Consider the following 23,624-nt stretch of genomic DNA (forward strand, 5'->3'; position numbering starts at 1 on the left):
GCGCATTAGTTGCAGCGGTTCGGTTCGAGCGCCTGTTGTCGAATGCGCGCATACTCATCCAGAAAGAGCCTGGCGATGGTCGTGTCGTGTATGATCGCCAGGTTTTCGTCGTTTGTGTTTTCTGCATTGTCGGTGAAGTTGTATGAGCCGGTGATCACGACCTCATCATCAATAATCATCACTTTGTGGTGCATATTGTAACAGTTGCCATCTTCCAGAATGTCTATCCCATGTTCGGACAGGTGAGCAAACACCGATCCTGTTCCCCTGGCATTGCGTTTCTCGACAACTCCGCTTACGCGGACCTGACGCTCCACTGCATCGATCAGGGCATCGGTAACAGGCGCCGATGTGAGCGAAAATGCCATAAACACGATGGTACTGTGCGCGTGTGCGATGTAATCGAGAATTATGGGCAAAGCCTTATCCTGTGGCGAAAAATAGATTGTGATCGTGCTATCGGCTGCCTGTGCCGCTAAACGTTCGCTATCGCTCTGTTTCGCATTACCGAAACGCCCCATGTACATTTGATCGAATTCACGGCGATAGGCGGCGGCGATCCGGCGGCTCTCGATCCGAATCGCGTTATTGTTGTTGCGAAATGTGCAGTTCTCGGTCAGGTTCCACGAACCGGTCCATACAATTGTGCTGTCGATCACGACAAACTTGTTGTGCATGAACGGCGCGCGATGATCGAATACGACCGGAATCCGCCGATCCTGCATGCGTCCGGTCAGCATGGCAACCGCCGGATCGCCGAGGTTTTCGCTGTCGATGACTGCGCGCACGTTCACTCCGCGCTTCCTGGCGGCAATCAGCGCCTCGACGAGCGACGGCAGATCCAGGTCGAACACTGCCACATCGATTGATGTGCGAGCGCGGGATACATCGCCGACCAGTTCACGCAACATTGGCGGCGTCGCGCGGCGGTTGGGCGCGTCCGGGTAGCGTAATGTCGGTGTGGTAAAGAAGACCTGCACCTGCCGGACGATCGCACTGTGGTGCGGTTGCGATGGTTCGGCTGGCGCCGGGTGCGATGGGGTGTGAACCTGGGCGTAAGTCGCGCACAGACCCAGCAATGCCAGGAGAACCAGCCAGAGCGGAAGCGCGCGACGGCGGCGGGTGGATGAGGGCACGAGCAACACCCTGTGCTGTGCAGATCCAGCGCGATCAACAATACGGGTCTGCCGCTTTATTGTCTCAACCGCACAATGTGCGCCAACGATACGCCTGGAGCGAAATGAACCGCATTCGCTACCGGTAAGCGGCTTCCATGCGGGGAATGATCGTCTCCCAATCGTACCCGGTGGATGCCAGTTCCCGGCCCGCAGCGCCGAGCGCGCGCCTGGTCGCCGGGTCGTCCAGCAGGCGCAGGATTGTCCTGGCGAACTGTTGTGGCGTCTCTGCCAGCAGACAGTGAACGCCATCACGCAGCCCGACGATGCCCTCAACGCCGAGCGACGTGCTGACAACCGGCGCTTCCATGGCGAATGCCTCGAGCACTTTCAGGCGGATGCCGCCGCCGATGCGCATGGGCACAATATATACCGTCGCGCCGGCCAGGTAGGGGCGCACATCCGCCACTTCGCCGGTGAGCGCGAGGCGCCCTTGCCTGGCAAGACGCTGCAATATCGGCGCGGGACGTTTTCCAACCGCCAGCAGACGCACATCGGGACGGTGCATGTGAATCTGTGGCAACACGGCATCGACAAACCAGACAAGCGCGTCCACATTCGGTCGGAAATCGAGTGTTCCGCTAAACACGAGCGTGGGAACGGCGAACGCCAGCGGTGCGCGACGCTCATGGGCAAGCGCAGCGCGACTGAAAAAGGTGGTGTCTACTCCATTCGGCGCAACCACGAAGCGTGTTCCACCGAGCCGCTCCAGCGCCCGGCGGTCTTCCTCGGACACTACAATCGTCACATCGCAGGTCTGCATCACGTTTCGTTCGTAGCGCGCCAGTTTTATCCACTGGATGAGGGAATAAGCGCCGCCAGCGCTGCGTTGCACCGGATTGGAGAGCATAAGCGCCGCGCGCAGGTCGGTGAGCGCCGCGCGCTTTTGCAGCACATATTCGGCATTGAACTGATCAAGAACCAACCAGGGACGTGTATTTGGGCGCCTGGTATCGACGAGTGACAGACTCGCCAGATATGGCGCCATCTCGATGCTTTCCGCCTGCACGACATCGAACCGGGTAGAGGAGATCAGATCGTGCAACGCAGCGTGAAAGGCGGGTGATGCATTCCGCAACGCCATATCGGGAAGCGGCGAGGCGAGCGTCGTCCAGGCGCGGCGCAGTGCAGAACGCGGCGCAGGTCCACGCACCGAAACAACCCGACACCGATCGCGGAGCGGCGTCAGCGCCCGTTCCGCAACGGCATCAGGCGCAAACGTGAGACACGTGAGGGTATGATGCTGCGCCAGACCACGAATGATCTGGTAGACACGCATCGTGCCGCCGCCGCGTGGCGGATAGGGCGGATAGGGCGAGAGCAGCAGAATGTGCATGCAACGCTTCAGATCGCGCCCTGGATCAACGGCGCGACGAGTGTCCAGAGACGCGGCAGAAAGACAATCACACCGACGGCGACGGCGCCGATTGCGGTGAGGAGCACCGTTCCGGCCGCCACATCCTTGGCGATCTTGGCGAGCGGATGGAACCCAGGCGTCACCAGATCGACCACCGCCTCAACTGCGGTGTTCACCCCCTCGGCTGCCAGCACCAGCGTGATGGTCAGCGCCAGCGCCAGCCATTCGCCGCGATCAATGTTGAAGAAAAAGCCGAGCACAATCGCAACGCTTCCAGCCACCACGTGGATCTGCGCATTTCCCTGCGTGCGCAAAAGATGACCAATCCCCGCAAATGCGAAAAGAAACGAACGCAATCGCCGCTGAACCCAGCGAACGGAGCTGCGGCGAGGCGCCGACGCACTACGCAGGCGCGTCGCGCCGGGCATACGATACCCGGCGACCGTCTGACGATCGGTTGCTGGAGACTGATGATTCGTCGCCATGATCACCCCTCACGGCTCAAACCCAGCGCACCGAGGATCGCCTCCTCGCGTGCGCGCATGTCGGCTTCATCAACCGGACCACGCTCGTGGTCGTAACCCAACAGGTGCAGAACGCCATGAACAACAAGAAAGGCAAGTTCGCGCTCACGCGAATGACCGTACTCCGCTGCCTGCGCCACCACCCGGTCCCAGGAAATGGCAATATCCCCAAGGTAGCGAGGCGCATCAGGCGGGCGCACAAACGAATGGTCGTCATCCTCTGCGAAAGAGAGCACATCGGTTGGCGCATCGACGCCGCGGTAGGTCTGATTCAACCGATGCACGTCTGCATCATCGGTGATTAGAATGCTGATCTCCACCGGACCGGCGACATCGTCAGTGCGCAGCGTTTGCGCAACAGCGCGCTCGACCAGCGTAGCATCGACCACTGCAGCGTACTGCGGAACGACCTGAACATCAACCAGTATTTCAGCATCATCCATAAGAACAAGAACCTCTGTCGCGGCAATCAGGTTACGGGTTTTCCCGGCGTATAATCGACGCGCGGGTGATAAATTCCCTGCAAGGTCGTAATGAACGCCTGGCGGATGCGCGCCAGGTCGTGCAGCGTCAGGGGGCACTCATCAAGTTGCCCGCTGCGCACCCGTTCATCGATAATCGCCGTCACCAATTCTTCGAGCGTCTTGCCATGTTCACGCCCCCGCGCATCGCCGTTATTCGCCTCGCGGCTGGAAATCACACTGCCTGCCTGGAACTTCGAGCGCACCGTCGCCTCGACCGAATCGGCGAGCATCATGATACCCTGCTCGCGCGTGCGCGGTCGTGGACCGGGGTAGCGATAGTCCTCGATATTCACCGAATCGTGCTGCTGGAGGGCGCGCTGGTAGAAATACTTGATCACGCTGGTGCCGTGATGGGTGCTGATAAAATCGACGATCTGCGCCGGCAGACCGGCGGCAATCGCCATTTTCCTCCCCTCGCGCACATGGTCGGCAATAATTTGAGCGCTGGTCAGCGGATCGAGATCATCGTGCACATTCTCGCGGTCGCTCTGGTTATCGGTAAAGAAGAACGGGCGGATCGTCTTACCAATATCGTGATAATACGACGCAACGCGCAGCAAGAGGGCATCGGCGCCGATCGCCTCCGCCGCACTCTCCGCCAGATTGCCGACCGCGACGCTGTGATAATAGGTGCCGGGCGCTTCGCGGATCAGGCGACGCAACAGCGGTTGTGCCGGATGCGCCAGTTCCATGAGCCGCAGCGGCGTGACCGTACCGGCCAGTTGACCGGCAAGGTTGTAGAGACCGAGCGCCAGGATTGCCGAGAGCGCACCATTGACGCCACTCACCGCCAGGATCGTCAGCGCCTGATCGAATGTCGGGAGCGCACCATTGAGCAGATGAAAGGTGAATTGCGCAGCGCACATCATCAGAGACACCGCCACGCCGCTGATGAAGAACAGCAACGAGCGTTCACCACGTCCTATCAGCAATGCGCCGGCAATTCCCCCCAGGAAGAGCGTCAGCGCCGTCGTCAGTTGATTGTCGCTCAAACTGGCAATGACAGCACTGAGGATTCCCACACTCATCAGCGACAGACCGACATTGAAGAGGGCTGCCAGCAACATTGCAATCAACGCCACGGGAAATGCCTGGGTCCACTGCATGCCGAACGGCGTGATCAACCGCGCCGCAACAATTGCCAGCGCCAGGAGACCGAACACCAGCAGGAGCGGTCGAACGTCCTTTAGCGCATCGCGTTGCGCGGTTGCAACATACGCGCCAAACGCGCCGGCAATCAGCAGCGCCAGCAACACCCTGCCCCCAAGCGCCGTCCAGTTCGTTTTCGTGCGCAGCGCCCCCAGCGCCTCAAGTTTTTCCAGCACGTCAGGGGTTACCACGTCCCCCTGACGCACAATGCTTTCGCCCTGAAGGATTCGAACCGTCACCGGTTGCACCGCGTCGCGCACTTCCTGTTTGCGGCGTTGCGTGGCTGCCTCATCGATGAACTGGTTCGTTTTCAGAAACGAACCGCTGAAGAGCGCGATCAATTCCGCCTGTTCCGGCGTCTCCGCCTGAAGGGATGCCCAATAGGGCAACGAGAACGAGCGCAGTTCGGCGATCTTTTGCTCATTGAGCATATACCGGTTTTCGCTCAGCGCGCGATCATACAGTTCCAGCGACAGTGAACTGATCAATGCCCACGACTCATCGGTCTGGCGGGCAATAACGCTGGCCAGTTCGGGCGAAATGATCAGCGTACTGTTGGGCAGGCTCGTCAGGCGTTCGCGCTCCTGCGCCTTGGACAGTGTTGGATCGTCCCGGATCTGAGTGATGGTTTGCAGCAGGTTCTTGAGTTCCGCGCGCTGCTGAATGGGGATGCTCATATCGCGCGAATAGATCACCGTATCGGCGGCGCTCTCAGCGCGGGTGCGTTCCTGTTCGGTGCGCCACTCACTCACATAGGTGATTGTCCGATCCGCCTGAATATCACGCGGACTTGGCTGCCCAAGCTGGAGGTCGGGGGCAACCATCGGCTGCCATGCCAGCGCCAGCCAGATGACCAGAGCAAGCCCCAGACTTAGCCCCGCCGTCAGACGTTGCCACGCGCGGTTCGGCGATTGATGCGCCGACTCGTCCCCATGCGACTGATCCACACGGATTGATCGATGGAACCATTGTCTGATATTCATGGCGAAGTCGCGCCTTCGCGCATCGGCGCCCGGTCACAGCGCATGGCTCAAAAGATCGCGCGCCATCTGACTGATCAGGCGACCATCAGCGCGCCCCTTGAGCCGCTGCATCAACACCGGCATAACCCTGCCCATATCGGCAGGACCGGCAGCGCCGATCTCATCGATGATCGCTTTGACGAGGGGGCGCAATTCTTCTTCCGAAAGTTGCTGCGGCAGGTACGCCTGAAGAATCGCCGCTTCCGCCTCCTCCTTTTCGGCAAGATCGGTCCGACCTCCTTTCCGGTACAGTTCGGCGGCTTCGCGTCGGCGTTTCACTTCTTTCGTAAGGACCTCGTGCTCTGCCGCTTCGGTCAGAGTCGCATGACGGTCAATTTCCGCGAGTGCGGCGGCATCCGCCGACTCGCCGCCAGCCGCATCGAATGCGGCTTTCACCTGCGCCATTTGCGCCTTCTTCAAAGCGTCGATCGCCATGCGGATCGTCTCCACCCGCAATCGGTCGCCGCTCTTCAACGCCGCCTTGAGATCGTTCTGCAATTGTTGGAGTATTGCCATCGATATTCTCCGCTGCCCGGCGCGTTTCACCCTACAGCACAACGTGTCGCGGATGCACGCGCAACTTTTCCGCTGCCACAATCGCCTGAATCTGCGCCACAGCGTCGTCCAGGCGGTCGGCGCGGTTCAACACAATGTAATCGAACGCATCGAGCGCTTCCATCTCCTGCTGCGCCACACTCAGGCGTCGGTCGATCTCCGTGTTGTTTTCGGTGCGACGCTGCACGAGCCGCGCCCGAAGTTCATCCAGGCTGCCCGGCGCCACAAAAATGAGCACTGCTTCGGGCGCTAACCGACGCACGGTAGCCGCGCCCTGGACGTCGATCCGCAGCACCACATCGCGCCCCGACGCCAGCGCATCGCGCACCTCAGACGCCGGAATGCCTTTGTAGTGACCGTAGACCCGCGCCCATTCGATCAACTCTCCCTGACTGATCATTTCCCGAAAACGCTCAGTCGTCACAAAATGATAATCGTATCCATCACGCTCACCTGCGCGCATTGGGCGGTCGGTCGCAGTGACGACGAAATGAAACGGCACCTTTAATTCACGCATCCGGTTCAGGATGGAGTCCTTTCCGACGCCAGACGGACCGGAGATGACGATCAGCAGCGGATATGCTGGCAGACCATCGAGTAACGGATTGCGATCAGCGACGGGCATACTCCTCCTTTCCCGGTGCTGCGTGCTATAATGCGGAGCGCAATGTATTTCGATGCCCTGACTCTTGCCGCTGTCGTCGATGAATTGCGCGCAACCATTGTTGGCGGTCGCGTCCAGCGTGTGTTGCTGCCCGGTGCGCTGAGCGTCGCGCTTGAAATCTATACCGGTCGCCGCTGCTACCTGCTTCTCTCCGCCCATCCGCAGTTTGCGCGCGTCCAGTTGAGCCCGGTGCGCATCTCACGCGGCACGGATGCGACGCCGCCATTGTTGCTGTTGTTGCGCAAGTATGTCAATCGCGGGCGGATCACTGCCGTTGAACAGCCCGATCTGGAGCGGGTGTTGCTGCTAAGTATAGCCAAACGTCCCTTCTCGCGCAACTCCGATCACCCAGCGGATCTCGACGATGATGACACGCCGCCGGAGGACACCGCGCCGGAGGAGGAAACGCTGCGTTGTGAGTTGATTGTCGAAATCATGGAACAGCGCAGTAATATTGTGCTGGTTGGCGACGACAATATCATTCTGGCGGCAGCGCGGCATGTGACGCCGCGCATGAGCCGCCGACCTGTGCTGCCGCGTGAACCATACGAACTCCCGCCGCCGCAGATCAAATACGACCCACGGCAGGCGACGGCGGCTGAACTGCGCGCCGCCATCCCGGATGGGCAACCTGATCTGGCGCGTGCTCTGGTGAGCGCCTATCGCGGTTTGTCGCCGCTGGCGGCGCGCGAAGCGGTGTATCGGGTGATGGGACGCACCCTTGTGCCTACCGGTCCCGATCTGCCATGGGACGCGCTCGCCGACGCGCTGTGCGCGTTGTGGCACGCTTCCTGGTCGCCGCATCTGGTGGTCGATGAGCGTGGCCCGATCGCGTTTGCGCCATATGAAATCACACATCTGGCAGGGGCGCGCCCCTACGCCTCGATGAGCGCCGCACTCGATGCATACTACGCGGCGCGTGAGCGCCTGACGGCGCACCAGCAACGCCGCGACGCGCTGCGCGAGCAGTTGCATGATACGCGCGAGCGCCTGGAACGGCAGCGATCCGCTTTGCACGCCGAGTTGCAGCGTGCAGCCGACTTCGAGCGATTGCGCTGGGAGGGAGAAATGATCTTCGCCTTCCTCCATACGCTGACGCCGGGGCAGGAGCATCTTGACGTCGAAGGACGCACCATTACGCTCGACCCCCATAAGTCGCCGGTCGAGTCCGCTCAGGAGCGATTTCGCGCCTATGACAAAGCCAAAAGCGCGCTTACGGGAGTCCCCGAACGATTGCGCGCCGTCGAGTTGCGTCTGGCAGGTCTTGACGAAACGCTGGCGCTGCTGGACGTAGCGGAGCGGTTCGAGGAGATTGAGGCGATTGCGCGTGAAGCGGAAGCAGAAGGGTATCTTGGACCCGCATCCACAGAACGCACCCGGAAGCGCCAGGCGCGTCCTATGCCTCCCCTGCGTCTTGAGTCGAGTGACGGATTCACGATCTATATCGGGCGAACCGCGCAGCAGAACGAGCAGGTCACCTTCCGTCTCGGCGCGCCCGATGATCTCTGGCTGCACGCGCGCGGCGCGCCTGGCGCCCACGTCATTATCAAAAGCGGCGGACGGGAGGTTCCAGAACGCACAATTGAGGAAGCAGCGGCGCTGGCGGCATACTACAGCGCTCTGCGTTCATCCTCGAGCGTTGATGTCGAGATTGCGCGACGCCGCCACGTGCGCAAGGTGCGTGGCGGACCGGCAGGTCTGGTGACGTACCGGGCGGAGCGGAGCGTGCGGGTGGCGCCGCGACCGCCATGGTAGTGCGATACGCACAAAAAGCGCCCGCGTGCTGCGGGCGCCGGAGAACAACAGAAACAATTGCGCTATTTTGATACAACCCGACTACGACGAGGGCCAGCGCTCGATAATCCGCTGATACCACAGACCGCTGACCGTGTTGCCCATCACCGAAACAATACCGATAACGACCAGAACAAGGAGCGCCAATAAGAGCGAATACTCCACCAATCCCTGACCTTCGGCGTGCAGGAGCCGCCAGGCCTGCACACGCGCCGCCATTTGACATACCATGTCGTCGATGGCAGCGTACCACGTCGATAGCCGCCGTTCCATGCGTTCTCACCCCCTTTACACTGATGCGCCAAGTTCGATGTTCGAGGTGTTGACAGCGGGTGATCGTGAATGAGTCTGCAATGCGCTGCTGCATGAAAACCGCAGACGACGCCGCGTAGGGTACACCCTGTCGGTTAAGATTATATCAACCGGCGCAATAGCCCGACAGTACCGGTGTCTGAGATGACCGTCACCGCCGGGACGGCTGGCGCCGCACACCCGGGAACCTCCTACACTTTCATCAGTGGCGCCCGCGCGATCCAGGCGCATGGGTAACGGTCATTATGGGTGGATGCGGCGCCGTAACCATTGCTTCTATAATGAAAGCATTCGCATTCCAGCGGAATAGTGCGCACGTGTAGCGCTGAGTCACGCAACGAACGCCATGAATTATTTTCCCGCCAGCCCAATACGTATGGATGATGACCTTATCGCAGCCGCGCTTGCGGCAATCCATCTCTATCTGGAAGCCGAACAATCGGAGGCTCTCGAAATGAAGCCGCCACGAAGCGCCTGGCAGGTGGCGGCGCTGGTCGCAGCACAGGGTGGCGTGCCGGCGCGTGGCGATCGCGCGGTCACCTGGAGAACGGTGGACCGTGCCGGTCGTGCCGCGCGCTGGAGCGTCGGCATTCTGGGAACATTCGATTGATTGTGTGCAGTGAGGAGCATATGTTCGACACGGTGCTGGTCGCCAATCGTGGTGAGATTGCCTTGCGCGTGATGCGCGCCTGCAAAGAATTGGGGTTGCGAACGGTTGCGATCTACAGTGAAGCGGACCGTCACGCACCACATGTGGCGTATGCCGACGCCGCCTATCTGGTGGGTCCGGCTTCGGCGGCGCAGAGTTATCTGAACATCGAACGGATCATCGAAGTTGCGCGCGAGTCGGGGGCAGGCGCCGTGCATCCGGGGTATGGCTTTCTGGCAGAGAACCCATCGTTTGCGCGCGCCGTGACGCTCGCCGGTCTGGTGTTCATTGGTCCTCCGGCTGAGGTGATGGAACGTATGGGCGGGAAAGTTGCCGCGCGTCGCGAGGCGAAAGCCGCAGGGGTGCCGGTTGTGCCAGGAACGCTCTATCCCATCGGCACACTGGAGGAATTGCGGGCGTGCGCCCACGAGTACGGCTATCCCATCGCAATCAAAGCCGTCGCTGGCGGTGGCGGGCGCGGCTTCCGCGTCGTGTTCGAGGAGGGCGAACTGCGGCAGGCGTTCGAGAGTGCGCGCCGCGAGGCGGAACTTGGTTTCGGCAACGCCGATGTGTATGTTGAAAAATATCTGACCGACCCGCGCCATATTGAAATTCAGGTGCTGGCAGACGCACACGGCAACGTCATCCATCTCGGCGAACGCGAGTGTTCGGTGCAGCGCCGTCATCAGAAGTTGATCGAGGAAAGTCCATCACCGGTCATGACGCCTGAGTTGCGTAAGCGCATGGGAGAAGCGGCGGTTCGCCTGGCGACGCAGGTCGGGTATGTCAGCGCGGGGACGCTTGAATTTATCTATCAGGACGGCGAGTTCTATTTCCTCGAGATGAACACCCGTATTCAGGTCGAGCATACCGTTACCGAAATGGTCACCGGCGTCGATCTGGTGAAAGCGCAACTGCGGATCGCGCGCGGCGAACGGCTCTGGCTGACCCAGCACGACATCGTGATGCGCGGGCATGCGATTGAATGCCGCATCAATGCCGAAGACCCCGCCAGCAACTTCCGCCCCTCGCTTGGAACGCTCGTCGAGTACAGCGAACCATACGGCTTCGGGGTGCGAGTCGACAGCGGCGTGCATAAAGGGTATACTATTCCGCAACATTACGACTCATTGATTGCCAAGTTGATCTGCTGGGGCGATGATCGCGCCGAAGCGATTGCGCGCATGCGCCGCGCTCTGACGGATTATCGGATCGTCGGGGTGGCGCATACGATTCCGTTCCATCTCCTGACCATGTCGCATCCGGTGTTCCAGGAGGGCAAGGCGACGATCAACTTTATTCCGCATCACCTTGCCGATCAGTTAGGCGCCTTGAGTCAGGGTTTTTTGAGTCCGGTATCAGCCGCCGCAGTGAGTAGCGGACCGGCGCGCATCTTTGAAGTCGAAGTCAACGGACGCCTTTTTACGGTGCGGGTGGCGGAAGCCGAGACGCGCGCAGAGCGAACGGAACGGCGCACCCGGCAGGCGAGCGACCGCGCTGCGCATCGCGCATTGCACCCAATTGCCGATGGGGTCGCCAGTGCATTGCAGGGAACCATCTCGGCAGTGCTGGTATCGCCCGGCCAGGAAGTGGAAGCAGGTCAGGTGGTGTTCGTGATCGAAGCGATGAAGATGGAGAACGAAATCGCCGCGCCGCGCAAAGGGGTCATTGGTGAGGTGCGCGTGCAGGTCGGGCAGGCTGTCGAGCCTGGCACGGTGTTGGCGACTTATCGCGCTGCCGGCGAAGTTGCAGCATAACAGTACGAGAGGTCTATGGTTGCGCCAGAACTCTTTGTTGCCAGCGTCACACCCTTCACATCGCCTTCGGGCGCTGTCGATCACGATTTCATCATCAGGCATTTGCGCTGGTTAGAGGCGCAGGGTGTCGATGGCGTCGTGCCGTGCGGGACAACCGGCGAAGGTCAGTCGTTGAGCGTTGCCGAGCGGATGGCCATCTTCGACACGGTGATGCGCCATCGTGAACGGTTGCGGGTGTTTGCAGGAACCGGCTGCGCTGCGTTGAGCGACACCATCATCCTGACACGCTATGCGATCGAGCGCGGCGCCGAGGCGGCGCTGGTGTTGCCGCCATTCTATTTCAAGAATCTGAGCGACGCCGGTTTGCTCGGATACTACCGCGCGCTGTGCGATGCGCTGCCGTCTGGCGCGCGCCTGATCCTGTATCATATTCCGCCAATGAGCCAGATTCCTGTCACTCCCGCTGTTATCGAGGGGCTTTATCAGAGCCATCCGCATATGGTGTACGGCGTGAAGGACAGCAGCGGCGATCCTGCTTATCTGGCGATGCTGACGCAGCGATTCCCCACATTGCGCGTGTACGTCGGAAGCGCGGCGCTGCTCGCACAGGCGTTGCGCGACGGTGCGACAGGCGGGATATTTGCGCTGAGCAATGTCTTCCCGCGCGAGATGCGCGCCGTCATGACCGCACATCTGACCGGCGGCGATGTGGAAACGGCGCAGCGGTTGGTGACGGCGCTCAGTCAGGCGCTAAAGCCGTATGGCAACCCACCGGCAATCAAGGCGCTGCTGGCGCGCCTCACCGATCTGCCGCGCGCCTCATCTCGCTTTCCGCTTGTCGATCTGACTCCCGACGACGCTGAGACGCTGTGGACGGCAGTGCGGAAGGTCGAAGCGACGTGAATGCGGTCGTGACGTGACGAGAACCAATCTCGTTCAGAAGTCGACGCCGGGGCGCCCTGACGCCGCAAAGTGCGGGTGTGTTCGTCCTGACATGCACCAGGCGTACAACACCACGGTCCCGGCATGATTCGACCTGAAGGGACCGACAATTCCTGCGGGTGCAACTGACTCACATGTTGGGCACCCGAGGATCACAATCGAAACCGGAGACTCGCAGGTGGTAGTGAACGAATGGCTGGCATGAAGACGCGACCAATCAACGCCGACAAACCGCACCTCTGGAAGGCGGATATCGCGGCTTCTGTTGATCGCTTCAACCAGTGGTTCATGGACTGTGCCCCAGAGGTATTTCGGTCCACACGGGTGCAGACGACCGAGCAGGTCAAGGCAGCGCTGGTGGCAACCAACGACCTTCGGACCCTGAGTCCAGCCACGCTCAAGGGAAACCCTGGCGCTCTCCCGACGCTGCGCATGTGCACCGCACCACCGCTCGCCGTCGACCGACTCGTCGGTTTGGCGGGTTCAAGCAAGAATCTCGTTGGACGAATGGAGAAGGGTAAGCTGCCAACCAAGATGACGGCTACCGTCCTCGACACGGAGCTGACAAAGATCTGCGGCATTCTCTCACGACTCTTGGACCGGGATATTTTCCCCTGGCTGGACAATCGCGAGGGCCCAACCGAATCATGAACGCGAGCGGGCCTCAACGATCGTTGCCGACCGGCTTTGCAGCGCGGTAGCGAATCCGATTGTGCGCAACGCTCAGGAGCAACGGCAGCTCGCTATGATCGGCGACTATCTCGATCAGATTGGCTATCGAAAACAACATCACCCATCAGACAAGCCGCTCACGGATATGGAACCGGGCACGTACACCTTCCGCTTGAATGTGCCCGTCGGAAGGACTCATAGGGTCAATATTCCGATCGACGTTGTTATCCAGCCCAAGAAACGACGCAAGGACCGGCTGCCAATCTTTATTGAGGCGAAGTCAGCAGGTGACTTTACAAACACAAATAAGCGGCGTAAGGAAGAGGCCACGAAGATTCATCAGCTCCAGGCGACCTACGGGAAGAGCGTGGCCTTCGTTCTATTCCTTTGCGGATATTTCGGCAGCGATTATCTGGGTTACGAAGCCGCCGAAGGGATCGACTGGGTGTGGGAGCACAGGATCGACGATCTGGGAAGACTGGGATTGTAGGACCGATGCCGGCGAAATACGAGAACGCCATTGAACTGCGGCGACAAGCCATCCAAGCGGCGCTCGATTCAAGCAAGTCTGCCGCCGAGAGAAACCGTCTAGGTCAATTCGCGACTCCATACGCCCTCGCGGTGGAGATTGCCCGCTATGTCAAGTCCGTCGCCGGCAACCGACTGCGAGCGATTCGGTTCGCCGATCCTGCGATCGGCACTGGCAGCTTTTACTCCGCTGCGCTTGAGGTGTTCGGTTCAGGACGAATCGAATGCGCTGTTGGTGTGGAGCTTGACACCGCTTTCTGCGATGCAGCTCGTGACTTGTGGGCATCGTTCGGGCTCGAGGTGGTGCAAGGCGATTTTACCCACATTGTCACAAGATCCAGCTGTCCGGTCGCACCCAACCTGATCCTTACAAACCCCCCTTACGTGCGGCATCACCACCTTGATCGTGATGAGAAGGAACGCCTGCAATCGCTCGCTTACCGAATGGCTGGCGTCAAAGTCAACGGCCTCGCGGGTCTCTATGTCTACTTCATGCTGCTCGCGACGGCATGGATGCAGGACGGCGGCTATGCGGCGTGGCTTGTACCCTCGGAGTTTATAGACGTCAACTACGGTACTGCCCTGAAGCAATATCTTACGGATCGCGTCACGCTCATCCGAGTCCACCGCTTCGACCCAGAGGACGTGCAATTCGGCGACGCTCTGGTTTCTTCGGTTGTCCTCGTATTCCAAAAAGCCCCGCCCCCCTCAGGGCATGTCGTCGAGTTCACCTTCGGGGGGACTATTTCGAGGCCGCACGCAAGCGACATGGTCACATTGGAACATTTGCGCAAATCGCGTAAGTGGACCGTATACCCAAGTCATGCGCGCAACGATAGGCGAACGTCGGGTGCCGGTGACGACGTGACGCTGGGCGATCTCTTCCGTATCCAACGCGGTATCGCGACAGGCAACAACAAGTTTTTCGTCCTCGAACGCGGCGAGGCTGAGAGCCGTGGTTTCCCGAAGCGCTACCTTCGGCCCATCCTGCCCAGTCCACGGTTTCTTAAAGCGACTGTCATTGGGGCGGACCAAGACGGCTACCCACTCATCGAACCTCAACTGTGCGTCATCGACTGCGACCTGCCAGAAGGGAGCCTACGAGTCCGGCACCCGGCCCTCTGGGAGTACCTCCAGACCGCCGAGATGCTGGGCATCAAGGATGGCTACCTCGTTGGCAAGCGAAGCCCCTGGTACAGACAGGAGCAACGTGACCCAGCGCCGTTCCTCTGCACGTATATGGGACGCGGCTCCGACGAGAAACGGCCTTTCCGGTTCATCTGGAACCAGTCCAGGGCCATCGTAACGAATCTCTACCTCATGCTGTATCCAAAAGGCAGCCTGGCGTGGCTCTTGCGGCAGCATCCCGATTATGGCGCCGATGTGTTTGCTCTCCTCGAGCAGGTGACCGGTCACGAACTTCGTGGCGAAGGTCGCGTCTACGGTGGTGGCCTTAATAAGATTGAGCCTAGCGAACTCGCCCGTATTTCCGCGTCGGCGTTTATCGACAGATGGCCTGAACTCAGAAACGCGGTGCATCGCCAGGGTGTGTTGTTTGATGAAGTGTCGAGTGAATCGGACGCCTAACCGGAGCGTTGGGTGCTTGCCATGTGAGTCAATGCGTTTGCTGAAATCAATTGGAGGAGCATAATCCGTCCCTTTTGTTTTGTGCACCCGCGCGCGACGCAAGCCAGCGCTTCCATTGGTGACCGCACCCGTAGCGGCACCCCCCGCGTGCGGAGGGCGACGTTGGGATGCGCCGTTTTACCCTCACCCCGTGCCCCGCTCCCGCGCACGACGGACCCCCTCCCCGCGTGCTGGAGGCATGGGGGCTTACACTATGCTCGAAGCCGTCCCATGGCGGGAATGACGGTGTTCGCTTGGGTGTTCTGCCCGGCCTCCCCCCGCCGGGGGAAGGAGCAGGACTCTCGCTCTCAGCGGACGCGGGATCGGGCGGTGGGGGCGACGCCGACGCGGGTGAACAACGCACTGGCACACCGAATATCGCGCCCCTGCCGCCGCAGTGACGCTAAAGTGAAGCGTATCGCCGGAAAAAGGCGTGTATGGTTATGCCCACAACGCGCGCGACACAACACGGGCTTGCCGGACACATCTACCCGTGTCACTCCGCGTGGTTACGCTCTGTCGCGCCGGTGACGGCACGATAAATCTCCTCGATCTGGCGCGCTGCGCGTTCCCACGAAAGGTCGCGCACGGCGCGCTCACGAACGCGCCGTCCCAGTTCCTGCGCCCACTCTGGACGATCAAGCGCCAGTGCGATCTTCGCTGCCAGGTCTTCGGCGCTGCCGTAGGCAGCGTAGATGCCACAGTCTCCAAGAAATTCGCGCGCAACCGGCGTGTTGAAAGCAACCACCGGCAATCCCATTGCCATATAGTTACCGATCTTGCCGTTCCCTTCCGTCCGGCTCATCTTTGGCGCAACCGCCACCTCGCCAAGCGCCAGATAAGCGTGCAGGTCACGGTAGAAAATACGGCCCGGCAGGGTCACATGCCCCCCCACACCGAGCGACTCTGCGTAGGCGCGGTAACTGGCCGGGTCGGGGTGACCCATAATGAGGAAATGCACATCTGGCCGGTGTGCAGTCACAATCCGCGCCGCCTGGATTAAGTGGTGTGTCCCCTGGTATGGCGCTAACAACCCGATGTAAACCACAATCCGACGACCGGGCGGAATGCCAAGCTGGCGGCGCAATTCGCAGCGCTGCGCTTCCCACTCTGGTGACCCGTCGAAAGGGCGGAAGCGCTGTGTGTTGACACTATCAGGAACCGTGTAGAGTCGATCGGAAAGCACGGAACCGTCGCGACGCAACAGGTTCGCTGCATTGACCGTCGAGGTGATGACGGCATCGGCATTGCGATTGATCCGGCGTTCCAGGCGCGTCAATAACGGAAAGAGCGGGTTGGTGCGCTTAATGAAACCATGATCGAGCATCTCGCTGGTCATACTCCCCTGATAATCCAGGATGAGCGGGATGCCCAGCAGACGTTTCAACGCCAACCCGATGAAGGCTGCTTCGTGGGTGTGCGCATGGATAATGGCGGGGCGGATCTCAAGCGCCACGCGCAGGCTGCGCCATGCCAGCCCGACATCCAGGTATAGTTTGTGGCGCGACGAACCGACGACAGCGCGCCGAATCCAGGGAACATCCCATGAGCGACGAATATCGAGACCCGGCATATCATCGCCGTTATGATAAGTCGCCAGCACCAACCGATGCCCAAGTTGCTGAACGGCTTTCGCCTCCTCCCAGATGCGAACATGATTGCCGTAATCCGAAAAAAAGCTGGTCGACGCCAGCATGAGAATTGTGTAAGGCACAGGTTATCCCGGTATGCGTATCAAATGGCAGACAATCGCGCCAGCCAGGCCGGCAGTTCACTGATGCGTGATACCGTCACGTATCCGCCGGCGTTCACTCCTTCATCAGTCACACGTTCATGTTCCCAGGTCAGGTGGTATGGAATATACACGGCATTCCCTCCAACTGCAACCACCGGTAGGATATCAGATTTTAGCGAATTGCCAACCATCAGGAAACGGGGCGGTTCAATGTGGTATCGCCTCATCACAGCGGCATAGGTCTCAGGCGTCTTTTCACTGACGATCTCGATATGCTGGAAATAATCAGCGATGCCGGAGCGCGCAATCTTGCTTTCCTGATCAAACAGATCGCCTTTGGTAATCACCATCAGTCGGTATGAGGCGCTGAGTGACGCAATCGTTTCACGCACCCCCGGCAGCAACTCGACCGGCGCGCGCACCATATCGCGGGCAAAGTCGATGATCTGGCGAATCTCATGCGCTCCGACTCGCCCCTCGGTGAGATCAATTGCGGTTTCGATCATCGACAGGGTAAACCCTTTGATTCCATAGCCAAAGAACGCTAGGTTGCGCATCTCGGTTGCATACAATCGTCGCTCGATTGTTGCGGCATCCTGAAAAGGCGCAAGCAGGCGTTTGAATTTCTCCTGCGTGAGCGAATAGAGGTGTTCGTTGTGCCAGAGCGTATCGTCGGCGTCAAATGCGATGGTATCGATCATAAAGGATTGGGGGGATTCTGGGTTAGGACCCCTGCGCGGGCGCGTCTCACCGCCACATTGGGCGACCACCAGGCGCGCTCCGACCGGACACCGTCCCACGTTCAACCTGCAACCTTCGCGCCTGCCCCCTCATCTCTCGCCCCTCGCGCCTCGCACCTCGCGCCTCACCCCTCGCGCCTCTCCACAAATGCGAGATAAATCTCGCGCTACGCCATGGTCGGGCGCCTCGCGCCTCGCACCTCGCGCCTCGCACCTCGCACCCCGCGCCTCTCATACCAATTCCCGGTGCACATCCGGCATTATCACCCCCGAGCAGCACGAGGGGTCGTGCGCGTCCCGCGCAGATTCCTCGCTGCGCTCGGAATGACAAGTCGCTGCGCTCGGAATGACCAGCATGCGGCATCGTCAATCATCACCGGTATCACCCCGCGCCTCGCACCTCGCACCCCGCGCCTCGCGCCTCGCGCCTCTCCACAAATGCGAGATAAATCTCGCGCTACGCCATGGTCGGGTCCCTCGCGCCTCGCGCCTCGCGCCTCTCCACAAATGCGAGATAAATCTCGCGCTACGCCATGGTCGGGTGCCTCGCGCCTCGCGCCTCGCGCCTCTCCACAAATGCGAGATAAATCTCGCGCTACGCCATGGTCGGGTCCCTCGCGCCTCGCGCCTCGCGCCTCGCACCTCGCACCCCGCGCCTCTCATACCAATTCCCGGTGCACATCCGGCATTATCACCCCCGAGCAGCACGAGGGGTCGTGCGCGTCCCGCGCAGATTCCTCGCTGCGCTCGGAATGACAAGTCGCTGCGCTCGGAATGACCAGCATGCGGCATCGTCAATCATCACCGGTATCACCCCGCGCCTCGCACCTCGCACCCCGCGCCTCGCGCCTCGCGCCTCTCCACAAATGCGAGATAAATCTCGCGCTACGCCATGGTCGGGTCCCTCGCGCCTCGCGCCTCGCGCCTCTCCACAAATGCGAGATAAATCTCGCGCTACGCCATGGTCGGGTCCCTCGCGCCTCGCGCCTCGCGCCTCTCCACAAATGCGAGATAAATCTCGCGCTACGCCATGGTCGGGTCCCTCGCGCCTCGCGCCTCTCCACAAATGCGAGATAAATCTCGCGCTACGCCATGGTCGGGTCCCTCGCGCCTCGCGCCTCGCGCCTCTCCACAAATGCGAGATAAATCTCGCGCTACGCCATGGTCGGGTCCCTCGCGCCTCGCGCCTCGCGCCTCTCCACAAATGCGAGATAAATCTCGCGCTACGCCATGGTCGGGTCCCTCGCGCCTCGCGCCTCGCGCCTCTCCACAAATGCGAGATAAATCTCGCGCTACGCCATGGTCGGGTCCCTCGCGCCTCGCGCCTCGCGCCTCTCCACAAATGCGAGATAAATCTCGCGCTACGCCATGGTCGGGTCCCTCGCGCCTCGCGCCTCACCCCTCGCGCCTCGCACCTCGCACCTCTCGCCTCTTGCATGTCATCACTTATACGCTTGCGCCAGCACTTCGACGATGTGACGCACCTGCATCTTCGATCCGCGGCGTCGCAGCCCGCTTTCGAGTTGCAGGTGGCAGCCAGGATTCGCAGTGACAATGACCTCTGCGCCGGTGGCTTCTGCGTGGTTCAGTTTCCGCTCACCAAGGCGATGCGCCATGTCGGGTTGCGTCACGTTGTAAATGCCAGCCGAGCCGCAGCAGAGCGACGACTCCTGCATTTCACGCAGCACGACGCCGGGAATAGCGCGCAGCAGTTGGCGCGGTTGAGTGCTGATGCGCTGTGCATGCGCCAGATGACACGGCTCCTGGTACGTCACTGTCAGGTTCAGCGGACGCATCGCAGCGGTATTTATGTCGAGCGCCGCCAGGAACTCCGTCACATCCTTTACTTTTGTGGCAAAGCGAGCGGCGCGCTCCGTCCACTGCGGATCATCGTGGAGCAGATGCCCATATTCCTTGAGCGTCGAGCCGCACCCGGCGGCATTGACGATAATCGCATCGACACCCAACCCTTCGAATGCAGCGATATTCCGGCGCGCCAGGTCGCGCGCACCGTTCAGGTCGCCGCCGTGGGCATGGAGCGCGCCACAGCACCCCTGATCTGGCGGCAGGAAGACCGTACAGCCATTCTTGCGCAACACGCGAATGGTTGCCTCGTGGACATCGGCGAACGCCGTGGACATGATGCAACCGGTGAGCAACGCGACGGTGAAACGTTCTGCGCCCTCAGCCGGAAGGATCTGCCCTTCGGGGACGGTGAACCGGTCGCAGATCGGCGGCAAGAGCGCCTCGGTCTCATCGAGTTTCAGAGCGCGGAGCACGCCACTGCGCCGTGCCAGCCACTGCGCACCACTCTTCTGGTAGAGCCACATCAGACGCGAGAAAAGACGAAACATCGCTGGACGGCGAAAGAGGACGCCAAACGCACCGAAGCGCAGAAGACGCACCGGCCACGGGTGTGGCGGGAGACGCCCATCAGCCTTCGCCTGCTCGATCTGCGTGCGCGACGTCTCCAGAATCTGTCCATACAGCACACCGCTAGGACAAACGGCTTCACAGGCGCGGCAGTTGAGACAAGCGCTCATCTGCTCCTGAAAGACATCGCTTTCCATGCCGATGCGTCCATCGGCAACGGCTTTCATCAGATAGATACGCCCGCGCGGCGAGAACTGCTCAAGCCCGGTCTCGCGGTACGTCGGACAGGCGGGCAGACACAAACCGCAGTGCACGCACGAATTGATCACGGCATCACTCGGAATATCGGGACCGGCGAAGGGAACCCTGGCGGTAACCTCGTGTTCGGCAATCATGGCGCTTTATCTCGTATCTGAACGAACGTGGTTTCGGGAGCGTGAACGTCCCTCTCCGCCTCATTCGCGCGCTGTTCCTTGACGAGAGTCTCCCGCATCGGGGAGCGACAACGACAACGGACTGGCGGTCAGCATTCGTATGATACTGGTTCTCTGCACAATACGCAAATCGGCAAACGAAGACGTGGGATCGCCCAATACCATTCCATATATCATGGTATGATGCAAACACAGGCAATCCGCATTGCCGCGAACGAGGCTCGTTGCAGCGTTCTACCGACCCGCCTCTTCTCCGCACATCCTATTGAATGCACAAACGCGCAATTCTAAAAAACACACCCAGAGGAGGGACGGGCGCGTCGCTTCGCGCCGCCGCTGTATTGTTGCAACCAGGTGGAGGACATATTGCAGACCCTGATCTACTTTATCGGATTCGCGCTCATCTGCCTCGCATCACACCGCATCGGCGCATTGTTTTCCTGGCTGCGCCTTCCCTACATCACCGGCTATCTCTTCACCGGCGTCCTTGTGGGATCGTTCGGGTTGGAGTTCATCCCGACCAGCGCCAGCGAGAGTCTACGATTCATTGATCAGATTGCGCTGGCAGTCATCGCGTTCGTTGCCGGCAGCGAACTCTTCTACAAGGAGTTGATCAGCCGATTGCGCTCCATTCTCTGGACGGTCGCCTTGATCATCGTCGCGGCATTCGTTTTGCTGGGCGGCGCTATCTACCTGCTGGTCGACGTCATCCCCTTTACGCAAAGCTTGCCGCCAACCGAGAAGATCGTCGTTGCGCTTCTGGGAGCGACGATCCTGTTGGCGCTTTCGCCCCCTTCGACCATTGCGGTCATCAAGGAAGTGCGCGCCCGTGGACCGGCGACCCGTCTGATTCTGGGTGTGACCATTTGCATGGATGTCGCCATCATCGTCATTTTTGCCATCAACAGTTCACTGGCGCAGGCGCTGATCACCAACACCGGTGTCAGTCTGACGTTTCTCGGTGTTTTGCTCCTCGATCTGGCGCTGGCGGTCGGGTTGGGCGCAGCGATCTGGCGCTTGTTAGTAGTGTTGCTCGATCAGCGTCTTCCGCGCCTGGTCAAAATTGCGGGTGTCGTGCTGATCGGGTATAGCGTCTATGTGCTGGCAGGAGTCCTCAAAATGTATGACATCGGCGGCGTTAAGATCGCCATCGAGCCACTCCTGACGACCATGATCGGCGGTTTTCTGATCACCAACTTCTCGCGCCATCGCGATGAGTTCGCCGGGCTGCTGCACGACATTGGACCGCCGATATATGTTGCATTTTTCACCCTCACCGGTCTCGCGCTCAAACTTGACATTCTGTTGACGGCATTGATCTTCGCTGCAATTCTGTTTATCGTGCGCGGGGCGGGAATATTCGTCGGCAGCAGCAGTGGTGCGGCGATCGCCGGTGAGCCGACCAGGATTCGGCGTCTGGCGTGGCTCGGTCTGATTACGCAGGCCGGAATTGCGCTTGGTCTTGCCCGCGAAGTATCGGTCACGCTTCCATCTCTGGGCGACGCATTTGCCACGCTGATCATTGCAGTGATTGTGCTCAATGAAATCTTCGGACCGCTTATGTTGCGCGCCGGATTGCAACGTTTGGGTGAAACGAATCTGCCCGAACCGGGCATCCGAGACCGGGTGCGCGATGTGCTGATTCTAGGAGTGGAGTTGCAGTCCATCGCACTGGCACGCCAGTTGAGTCGGCAGGGTTGGCGAGTGCGAGTAGCGGATACCGATGCCGATCACGTGCGCCGCCTGGCGACCGAGGATGTCGATGAGCGGCATATTGACGCGATTGACGAAACGAACCTCGCCGGTCTGCTGGATCGATCAACCGACGCGCTGGTCGCGTTGCTCGAAAACGACGAAGACAATCTGCGCGCCTGCCAGATAGCGATGGAGAAGTTCGGCGTTCCGCGCCTGATTGTGCGTCTGCGCCGTCAGGACCTGCGTGAGCAATTTCGTGAACTGGGAGCGCTGATCGTCGATCCGGGCACGGCAATGGTCAATCTGCTGGAGCAAGCGGTGCGCGCGCCACAGTCGATCTCGCTGCTGCTTCACACCGATGAGACCAACGACGTCGTGCAGATGACGGTGACCAACCCTGAGATCAATGGGCGCCTGGTGCGCGATCTTCGCCTGCCCAACGATGTGCTCCTGCTCGAAATCAATCGCGATGGGCAGACCATCCTGCCCCACGGCTATACACAACTCCGTTATGGCGATGAAGTGACGGTAGTCGGGAAGGCGGAGAGTTTGCGCGAGGTAGCGATACGGTTAGGATATTGAGCAAGGACGCCATCTGCGCAATCGAACGGTTCGTGGTCGTTACGCCTGGCGAACTACCGGAGAAGCGGGAGCGTGTGCATGACGTAACCGCCATCACACTGCTCCCGCACAATCGGTGTTCGCGCGCATCTCACGGCACGAAGGTATACCCGATATTGCGCACGGTCAGGATGTGACGAGGTTGATCGGCGTCGCGTTCGAGTTTGGCGCGCAACCGCCAGACCGAGGTGGCGACGATGCTGCGCGACTGGCGTGTGGTATAGCCCCAGATATGCTGAATGATCTGGCTGGTTGTGCAGACCTGCCCGCTCCGTTTCATGAGGAACGACAGCAGATGCACCTCACGCGGGGTCAGTTCGACCGCCGGACGGTCGGACGCCACGCAAATCTGCCCGGCCGGATCGAGAACCCAACTGCCGCAGCTTAACCGTTCGAGTGGCGGGCGCCGCGCCTGCTGGCAGCGGCGCAGCACCGCACCGACGCGCGCGACAAATTCGGACGCAGGGGTGTATTTGGCGACATAATCATCGGCGCCCAGGCGCAGCCCCATAATGCGGTCTTCGGCGCGCGCGCGCTGACTGTAGAAAACGACCGGCGTATCCAGGCTGCGCCGGATGCGACGCAACACCTCGAACCCGTCGTAATCGTTCAGTTCTGCCTCGAGTATCACCATATCGGGCATACTGCCGAACACAGCACGCAACGCATCGCGCCCACCGCTCGAAGAACTGATATGGTAGTGGGCGCGTTCGAGCAGGGCAGCGGTGATACTTAGCGATGTGCTGTCGCTATCCACCAGATGAATGTGAGGCATA

Annotated in this window: 20 protein-coding genes; 8 read left to right on the top strand and 12 right to left on the bottom strand. The window is 60.5% G+C overall.

What is annotated here, in order from left to right:
- Positions 1-5 precede the first annotated feature (5 nt).
- From RCAS_RS22180 to RCAS_RS22210, 7 genes are all read right to left on the bottom strand, one after another.
- Complete coding sequence (locus RCAS_RS22180) at positions 6-1,136, bottom strand: phospholipase D-like domain-containing protein (RefSeq protein ID WP_012122728.1); 1,131 nt, start codon at positions 1,134-1,136, stop codon at positions 6-8.
- Positions 1,137-1,254: 118 nt separating this feature from the next.
- Positions 1,255-2,511, bottom strand: coding sequence for a glycosyltransferase family 4 protein (locus RCAS_RS22185; RefSeq protein ID WP_012122729.1), 1,257 nt, complete (start codon positions 2,509-2,511; stop codon positions 1,255-1,257).
- 8 nt (positions 2,512-2,519) lie between these two features.
- Entirely contained in the window at positions 2,520-3,017 is a 498-nt protein-coding gene (locus RCAS_RS22190) for a diacylglycerol kinase family protein (protein ID WP_232280099.1), read from the bottom strand.
- Positions 3,018-3,019: 2 nt separating this feature from the next.
- Entirely contained in the window at positions 3,020-3,499 is a 480-nt protein-coding gene (ybeY, locus tag RCAS_RS22195) for an rRNA maturation RNase YbeY (RefSeq protein WP_012122731.1), read from the bottom strand.
- A gap of 26 nt (positions 3,500-3,525) precedes the next feature.
- Positions 3,526-5,712: an HD family phosphohydrolase gene (locus RCAS_RS22200; RefSeq protein WP_012122732.1), complete on the bottom strand. Its 2,187-nt coding sequence runs from the start codon at positions 5,710-5,712 to the stop codon at positions 3,526-3,528.
- Positions 5,713-5,745: 33 nt separating this feature from the next.
- Entirely contained in the window at positions 5,746-6,267 is a 522-nt protein-coding gene (locus RCAS_RS22205) for a GatB/YqeY domain-containing protein (RefSeq protein WP_012122733.1), read from the bottom strand.
- Positions 6,268-6,298: 31 nt separating this feature from the next.
- The gene (locus RCAS_RS22210) at positions 6,299-6,931 is read right to left on the bottom strand and encodes a guanylate kinase (RefSeq protein WP_012122734.1); all 633 of its coding nucleotides are present in this window, start codon (positions 6,929-6,931) and stop codon (positions 6,299-6,301) included.
- 42 nt (positions 6,932-6,973) lie between these two features.
- Here RCAS_RS22210 and RCAS_RS22215 point away from each other — a divergent pair, with 42 nt between their 5' ends.
- Positions 6,974-8,725, top strand: a complete 1,752-nt coding sequence (locus tag RCAS_RS22215) for an Rqc2 family fibronectin-binding protein (protein WP_012122735.1) — start codon at positions 6,974-6,976, stop codon at positions 8,723-8,725.
- Between the two features lie 81 nt (positions 8,726-8,806).
- On the opposite strand, the gene RCAS_RS22220 is transcribed toward RCAS_RS22215, so the two are convergent.
- A complete protein-coding gene (locus tag RCAS_RS22220; RefSeq protein ID WP_012122736.1) occupies positions 8,807-9,037 on the bottom strand; it encodes a hypothetical protein in 231 nt (76 codons plus the stop codon).
- Between the two features lie 385 nt (positions 9,038-9,422).
- On the opposite strand from RCAS_RS22220, the gene RCAS_RS22225 reads away from it, so the two are divergent.
- The 6 genes from RCAS_RS22225 to RCAS_RS22245 all read left to right on the top strand — a co-directional run bounded on the left by RCAS_RS22225 (position 9,423) and on the right by RCAS_RS22245 (position 15,211).
- On the top strand, positions 9,423-9,686 hold the full coding sequence (locus RCAS_RS22225; protein WP_012122737.1) for a hypothetical protein: 264 nt from the start codon (positions 9,423-9,425) through the stop codon (positions 9,684-9,686).
- 20 nt (positions 9,687-9,706) lie between these two features.
- Positions 9,707-11,482, top strand: coding sequence for an acetyl-CoA carboxylase biotin carboxylase subunit (accC, locus tag RCAS_RS22230; protein ID WP_012122738.1), 1,776 nt, complete (start codon positions 9,707-9,709; stop codon positions 11,480-11,482).
- 15 nt (positions 11,483-11,497) lie between these two features.
- Positions 11,498-12,385 (top strand): dihydrodipicolinate synthase family protein, encoded by an 888-nt coding sequence (locus RCAS_RS22235; RefSeq protein ID WP_012122739.1) that lies wholly within the window; start codon positions 11,498-11,500, stop codon positions 12,383-12,385.
- A 240-nt stretch (positions 12,386-12,625) separates the two neighbouring features.
- Positions 12,626-13,075 (top strand): XamI family restriction endonuclease, encoded by a 450-nt coding sequence (locus RCAS_RS26335; RefSeq protein WP_198135971.1) that lies wholly within the window; start codon positions 12,626-12,628, stop codon positions 13,073-13,075.
- A gap of 19 nt (positions 13,076-13,094) precedes the next feature.
- A complete protein-coding gene (locus RCAS_RS26340) occupies positions 13,095-13,586 on the top strand; it encodes a XamI family restriction endonuclease (protein WP_269634027.1) in 492 nt (163 codons plus the stop codon).
- A gap of 5 nt (positions 13,587-13,591) precedes the next feature.
- A complete protein-coding gene (locus RCAS_RS22245) occupies positions 13,592-15,211 on the top strand; it encodes an Eco57I restriction-modification methylase domain-containing protein (RefSeq protein ID WP_012122740.1) in 1,620 nt (539 codons plus the stop codon).
- A gap of 535 nt (positions 15,212-15,746) precedes the next feature.
- Here RCAS_RS22245 and RCAS_RS22250 read toward each other — a convergent pair.
- The 3 genes from RCAS_RS22250 to RCAS_RS22260 all read right to left on the bottom strand — a co-directional run bounded on the left by RCAS_RS22250 (position 15,747) and on the right by RCAS_RS22260 (position 20,493).
- The gene (locus RCAS_RS22250; protein WP_012122741.1) at positions 15,747-16,964 is read right to left on the bottom strand and encodes a glycosyltransferase family 4 protein; all 1,218 of its coding nucleotides are present in this window, start codon (positions 16,962-16,964) and stop codon (positions 15,747-15,749) included.
- Positions 16,965-16,984: 20 nt separating this feature from the next.
- Positions 16,985-17,686 (bottom strand): HAD family hydrolase, encoded by a 702-nt coding sequence (locus RCAS_RS22255; RefSeq protein WP_041331264.1) that lies wholly within the window; start codon positions 17,684-17,686, stop codon positions 16,985-16,987.
- A 1,481-nt stretch (positions 17,687-19,167) separates the two neighbouring features.
- Entirely contained in the window at positions 19,168-20,493 is a 1,326-nt protein-coding gene (locus RCAS_RS22260) for a (Fe-S)-binding protein (protein ID WP_012122743.1), read from the bottom strand.
- A 405-nt stretch (positions 20,494-20,898) separates the two neighbouring features.
- On the opposite strand from RCAS_RS22260, the gene RCAS_RS22265 reads away from it, so the two are divergent.
- Complete coding sequence (locus RCAS_RS22265) at positions 20,899-22,809, top strand: monovalent cation:proton antiporter family protein (RefSeq protein ID WP_012122744.1); 1,911 nt, start codon at positions 20,899-20,901, stop codon at positions 22,807-22,809.
- 130 nt (positions 22,810-22,939) lie between these two features.
- On the opposite strand, the gene RCAS_RS22270 is transcribed toward RCAS_RS22265, so the two are convergent.
- Complete coding sequence (locus tag RCAS_RS22270; protein ID WP_012122745.1) at positions 22,940-23,623, bottom strand: response regulator transcription factor; 684 nt, start codon at positions 23,621-23,623, stop codon at positions 22,940-22,942.
- Position 23,624 lies beyond the last annotated feature (1 nt).

It is taken from the genome of Roseiflexus castenholzii DSM 13941 (assembly GCF_000017805.1).
GTDB classification, from domain to species: domain Bacteria; phylum Chloroflexota; class Chloroflexia; order Chloroflexales; family Roseiflexaceae; genus Roseiflexus; species Roseiflexus castenholzii.

Excerpts from the sequence above, each read along its gene's own strand:
- RCAS_RS22205 (WP_012122733.1), bottom strand. The coding sequence starts at position 6,267 with ATGGCAATACTCCAACAATTGCAGAACGATCTCAAGGCGGCGTTGAAG.
- RCAS_RS22255 (WP_041331264.1), bottom strand. The coding sequence starts at position 17,686 with ATGATCGATACCATCGCATTTGACGCCGACGATACGCTCTGGCACAAC.
- accC (WP_012122738.1), top strand. The coding sequence starts at position 9,707 with ATGTTCGACACGGTGCTGGTCGCCAATCGTGGTGAGATTGCCTTGCGC.
- RCAS_RS22270 (WP_012122745.1), bottom strand. The coding sequence starts at position 23,623 with ATGCCTCACATTCATCTGGTGGATAGCGACAGCACATCGCTAAGTATC.
- ybeY (WP_012122731.1), bottom strand. The coding sequence starts at position 3,499 with ATGGATGATGCTGAAATACTGGTTGATGTTCAGGTCGTTCCGCAGTAC.
- RCAS_RS22235 (WP_012122739.1), top strand. The coding sequence starts at position 11,498 with ATGGTTGCGCCAGAACTCTTTGTTGCCAGCGTCACACCCTTCACATCG.
- RCAS_RS26335 (WP_198135971.1), top strand. The coding sequence starts at position 12,626 with ATGAAGACGCGACCAATCAACGCCGACAAACCGCACCTCTGGAAGGCG.
- RCAS_RS22185 (WP_012122729.1), bottom strand. The coding sequence starts at position 2,511 with ATGCACATTCTGCTGCTCTCGCCCTATCCGCCCTATCCGCCACGCGGC.
- RCAS_RS22190 (WP_232280099.1), bottom strand. The coding sequence starts at position 3,017 with ATGGCGACGAATCATCAGTCTCCAGCAACCGATCGTCAGACGGTCGCC.
- RCAS_RS22260 (WP_012122743.1), bottom strand. The coding sequence starts at position 20,493 with ATGATTGCCGAACACGAGGTTACCGCCAGGGTTCCCTTCGCCGGTCCC.
- RCAS_RS22200 (WP_012122732.1), bottom strand. The coding sequence starts at position 5,712 with ATGAATATCAGACAATGGTTCCATCGATCAATCCGTGTGGATCAGTCG.
- RCAS_RS22215 (WP_012122735.1), top strand. The coding sequence starts at position 6,974 with ATGTATTTCGATGCCCTGACTCTTGCCGCTGTCGTCGATGAATTGCGC.
- RCAS_RS22220 (WP_012122736.1), bottom strand. The coding sequence starts at position 9,037 with ATGGAACGGCGGCTATCGACGTGGTACGCTGCCATCGACGACATGGTA.
- RCAS_RS22210 (WP_012122734.1), bottom strand. The coding sequence starts at position 6,931 with ATGCCCGTCGCTGATCGCAATCCGTTACTCGATGGTCTGCCAGCATAT.
- RCAS_RS22245 (WP_012122740.1), top strand. The coding sequence starts at position 13,592 with ATGCCGGCGAAATACGAGAACGCCATTGAACTGCGGCGACAAGCCATC.
- RCAS_RS22225 (WP_012122737.1), top strand. The coding sequence starts at position 9,423 with ATGAATTATTTTCCCGCCAGCCCAATACGTATGGATGATGACCTTATC.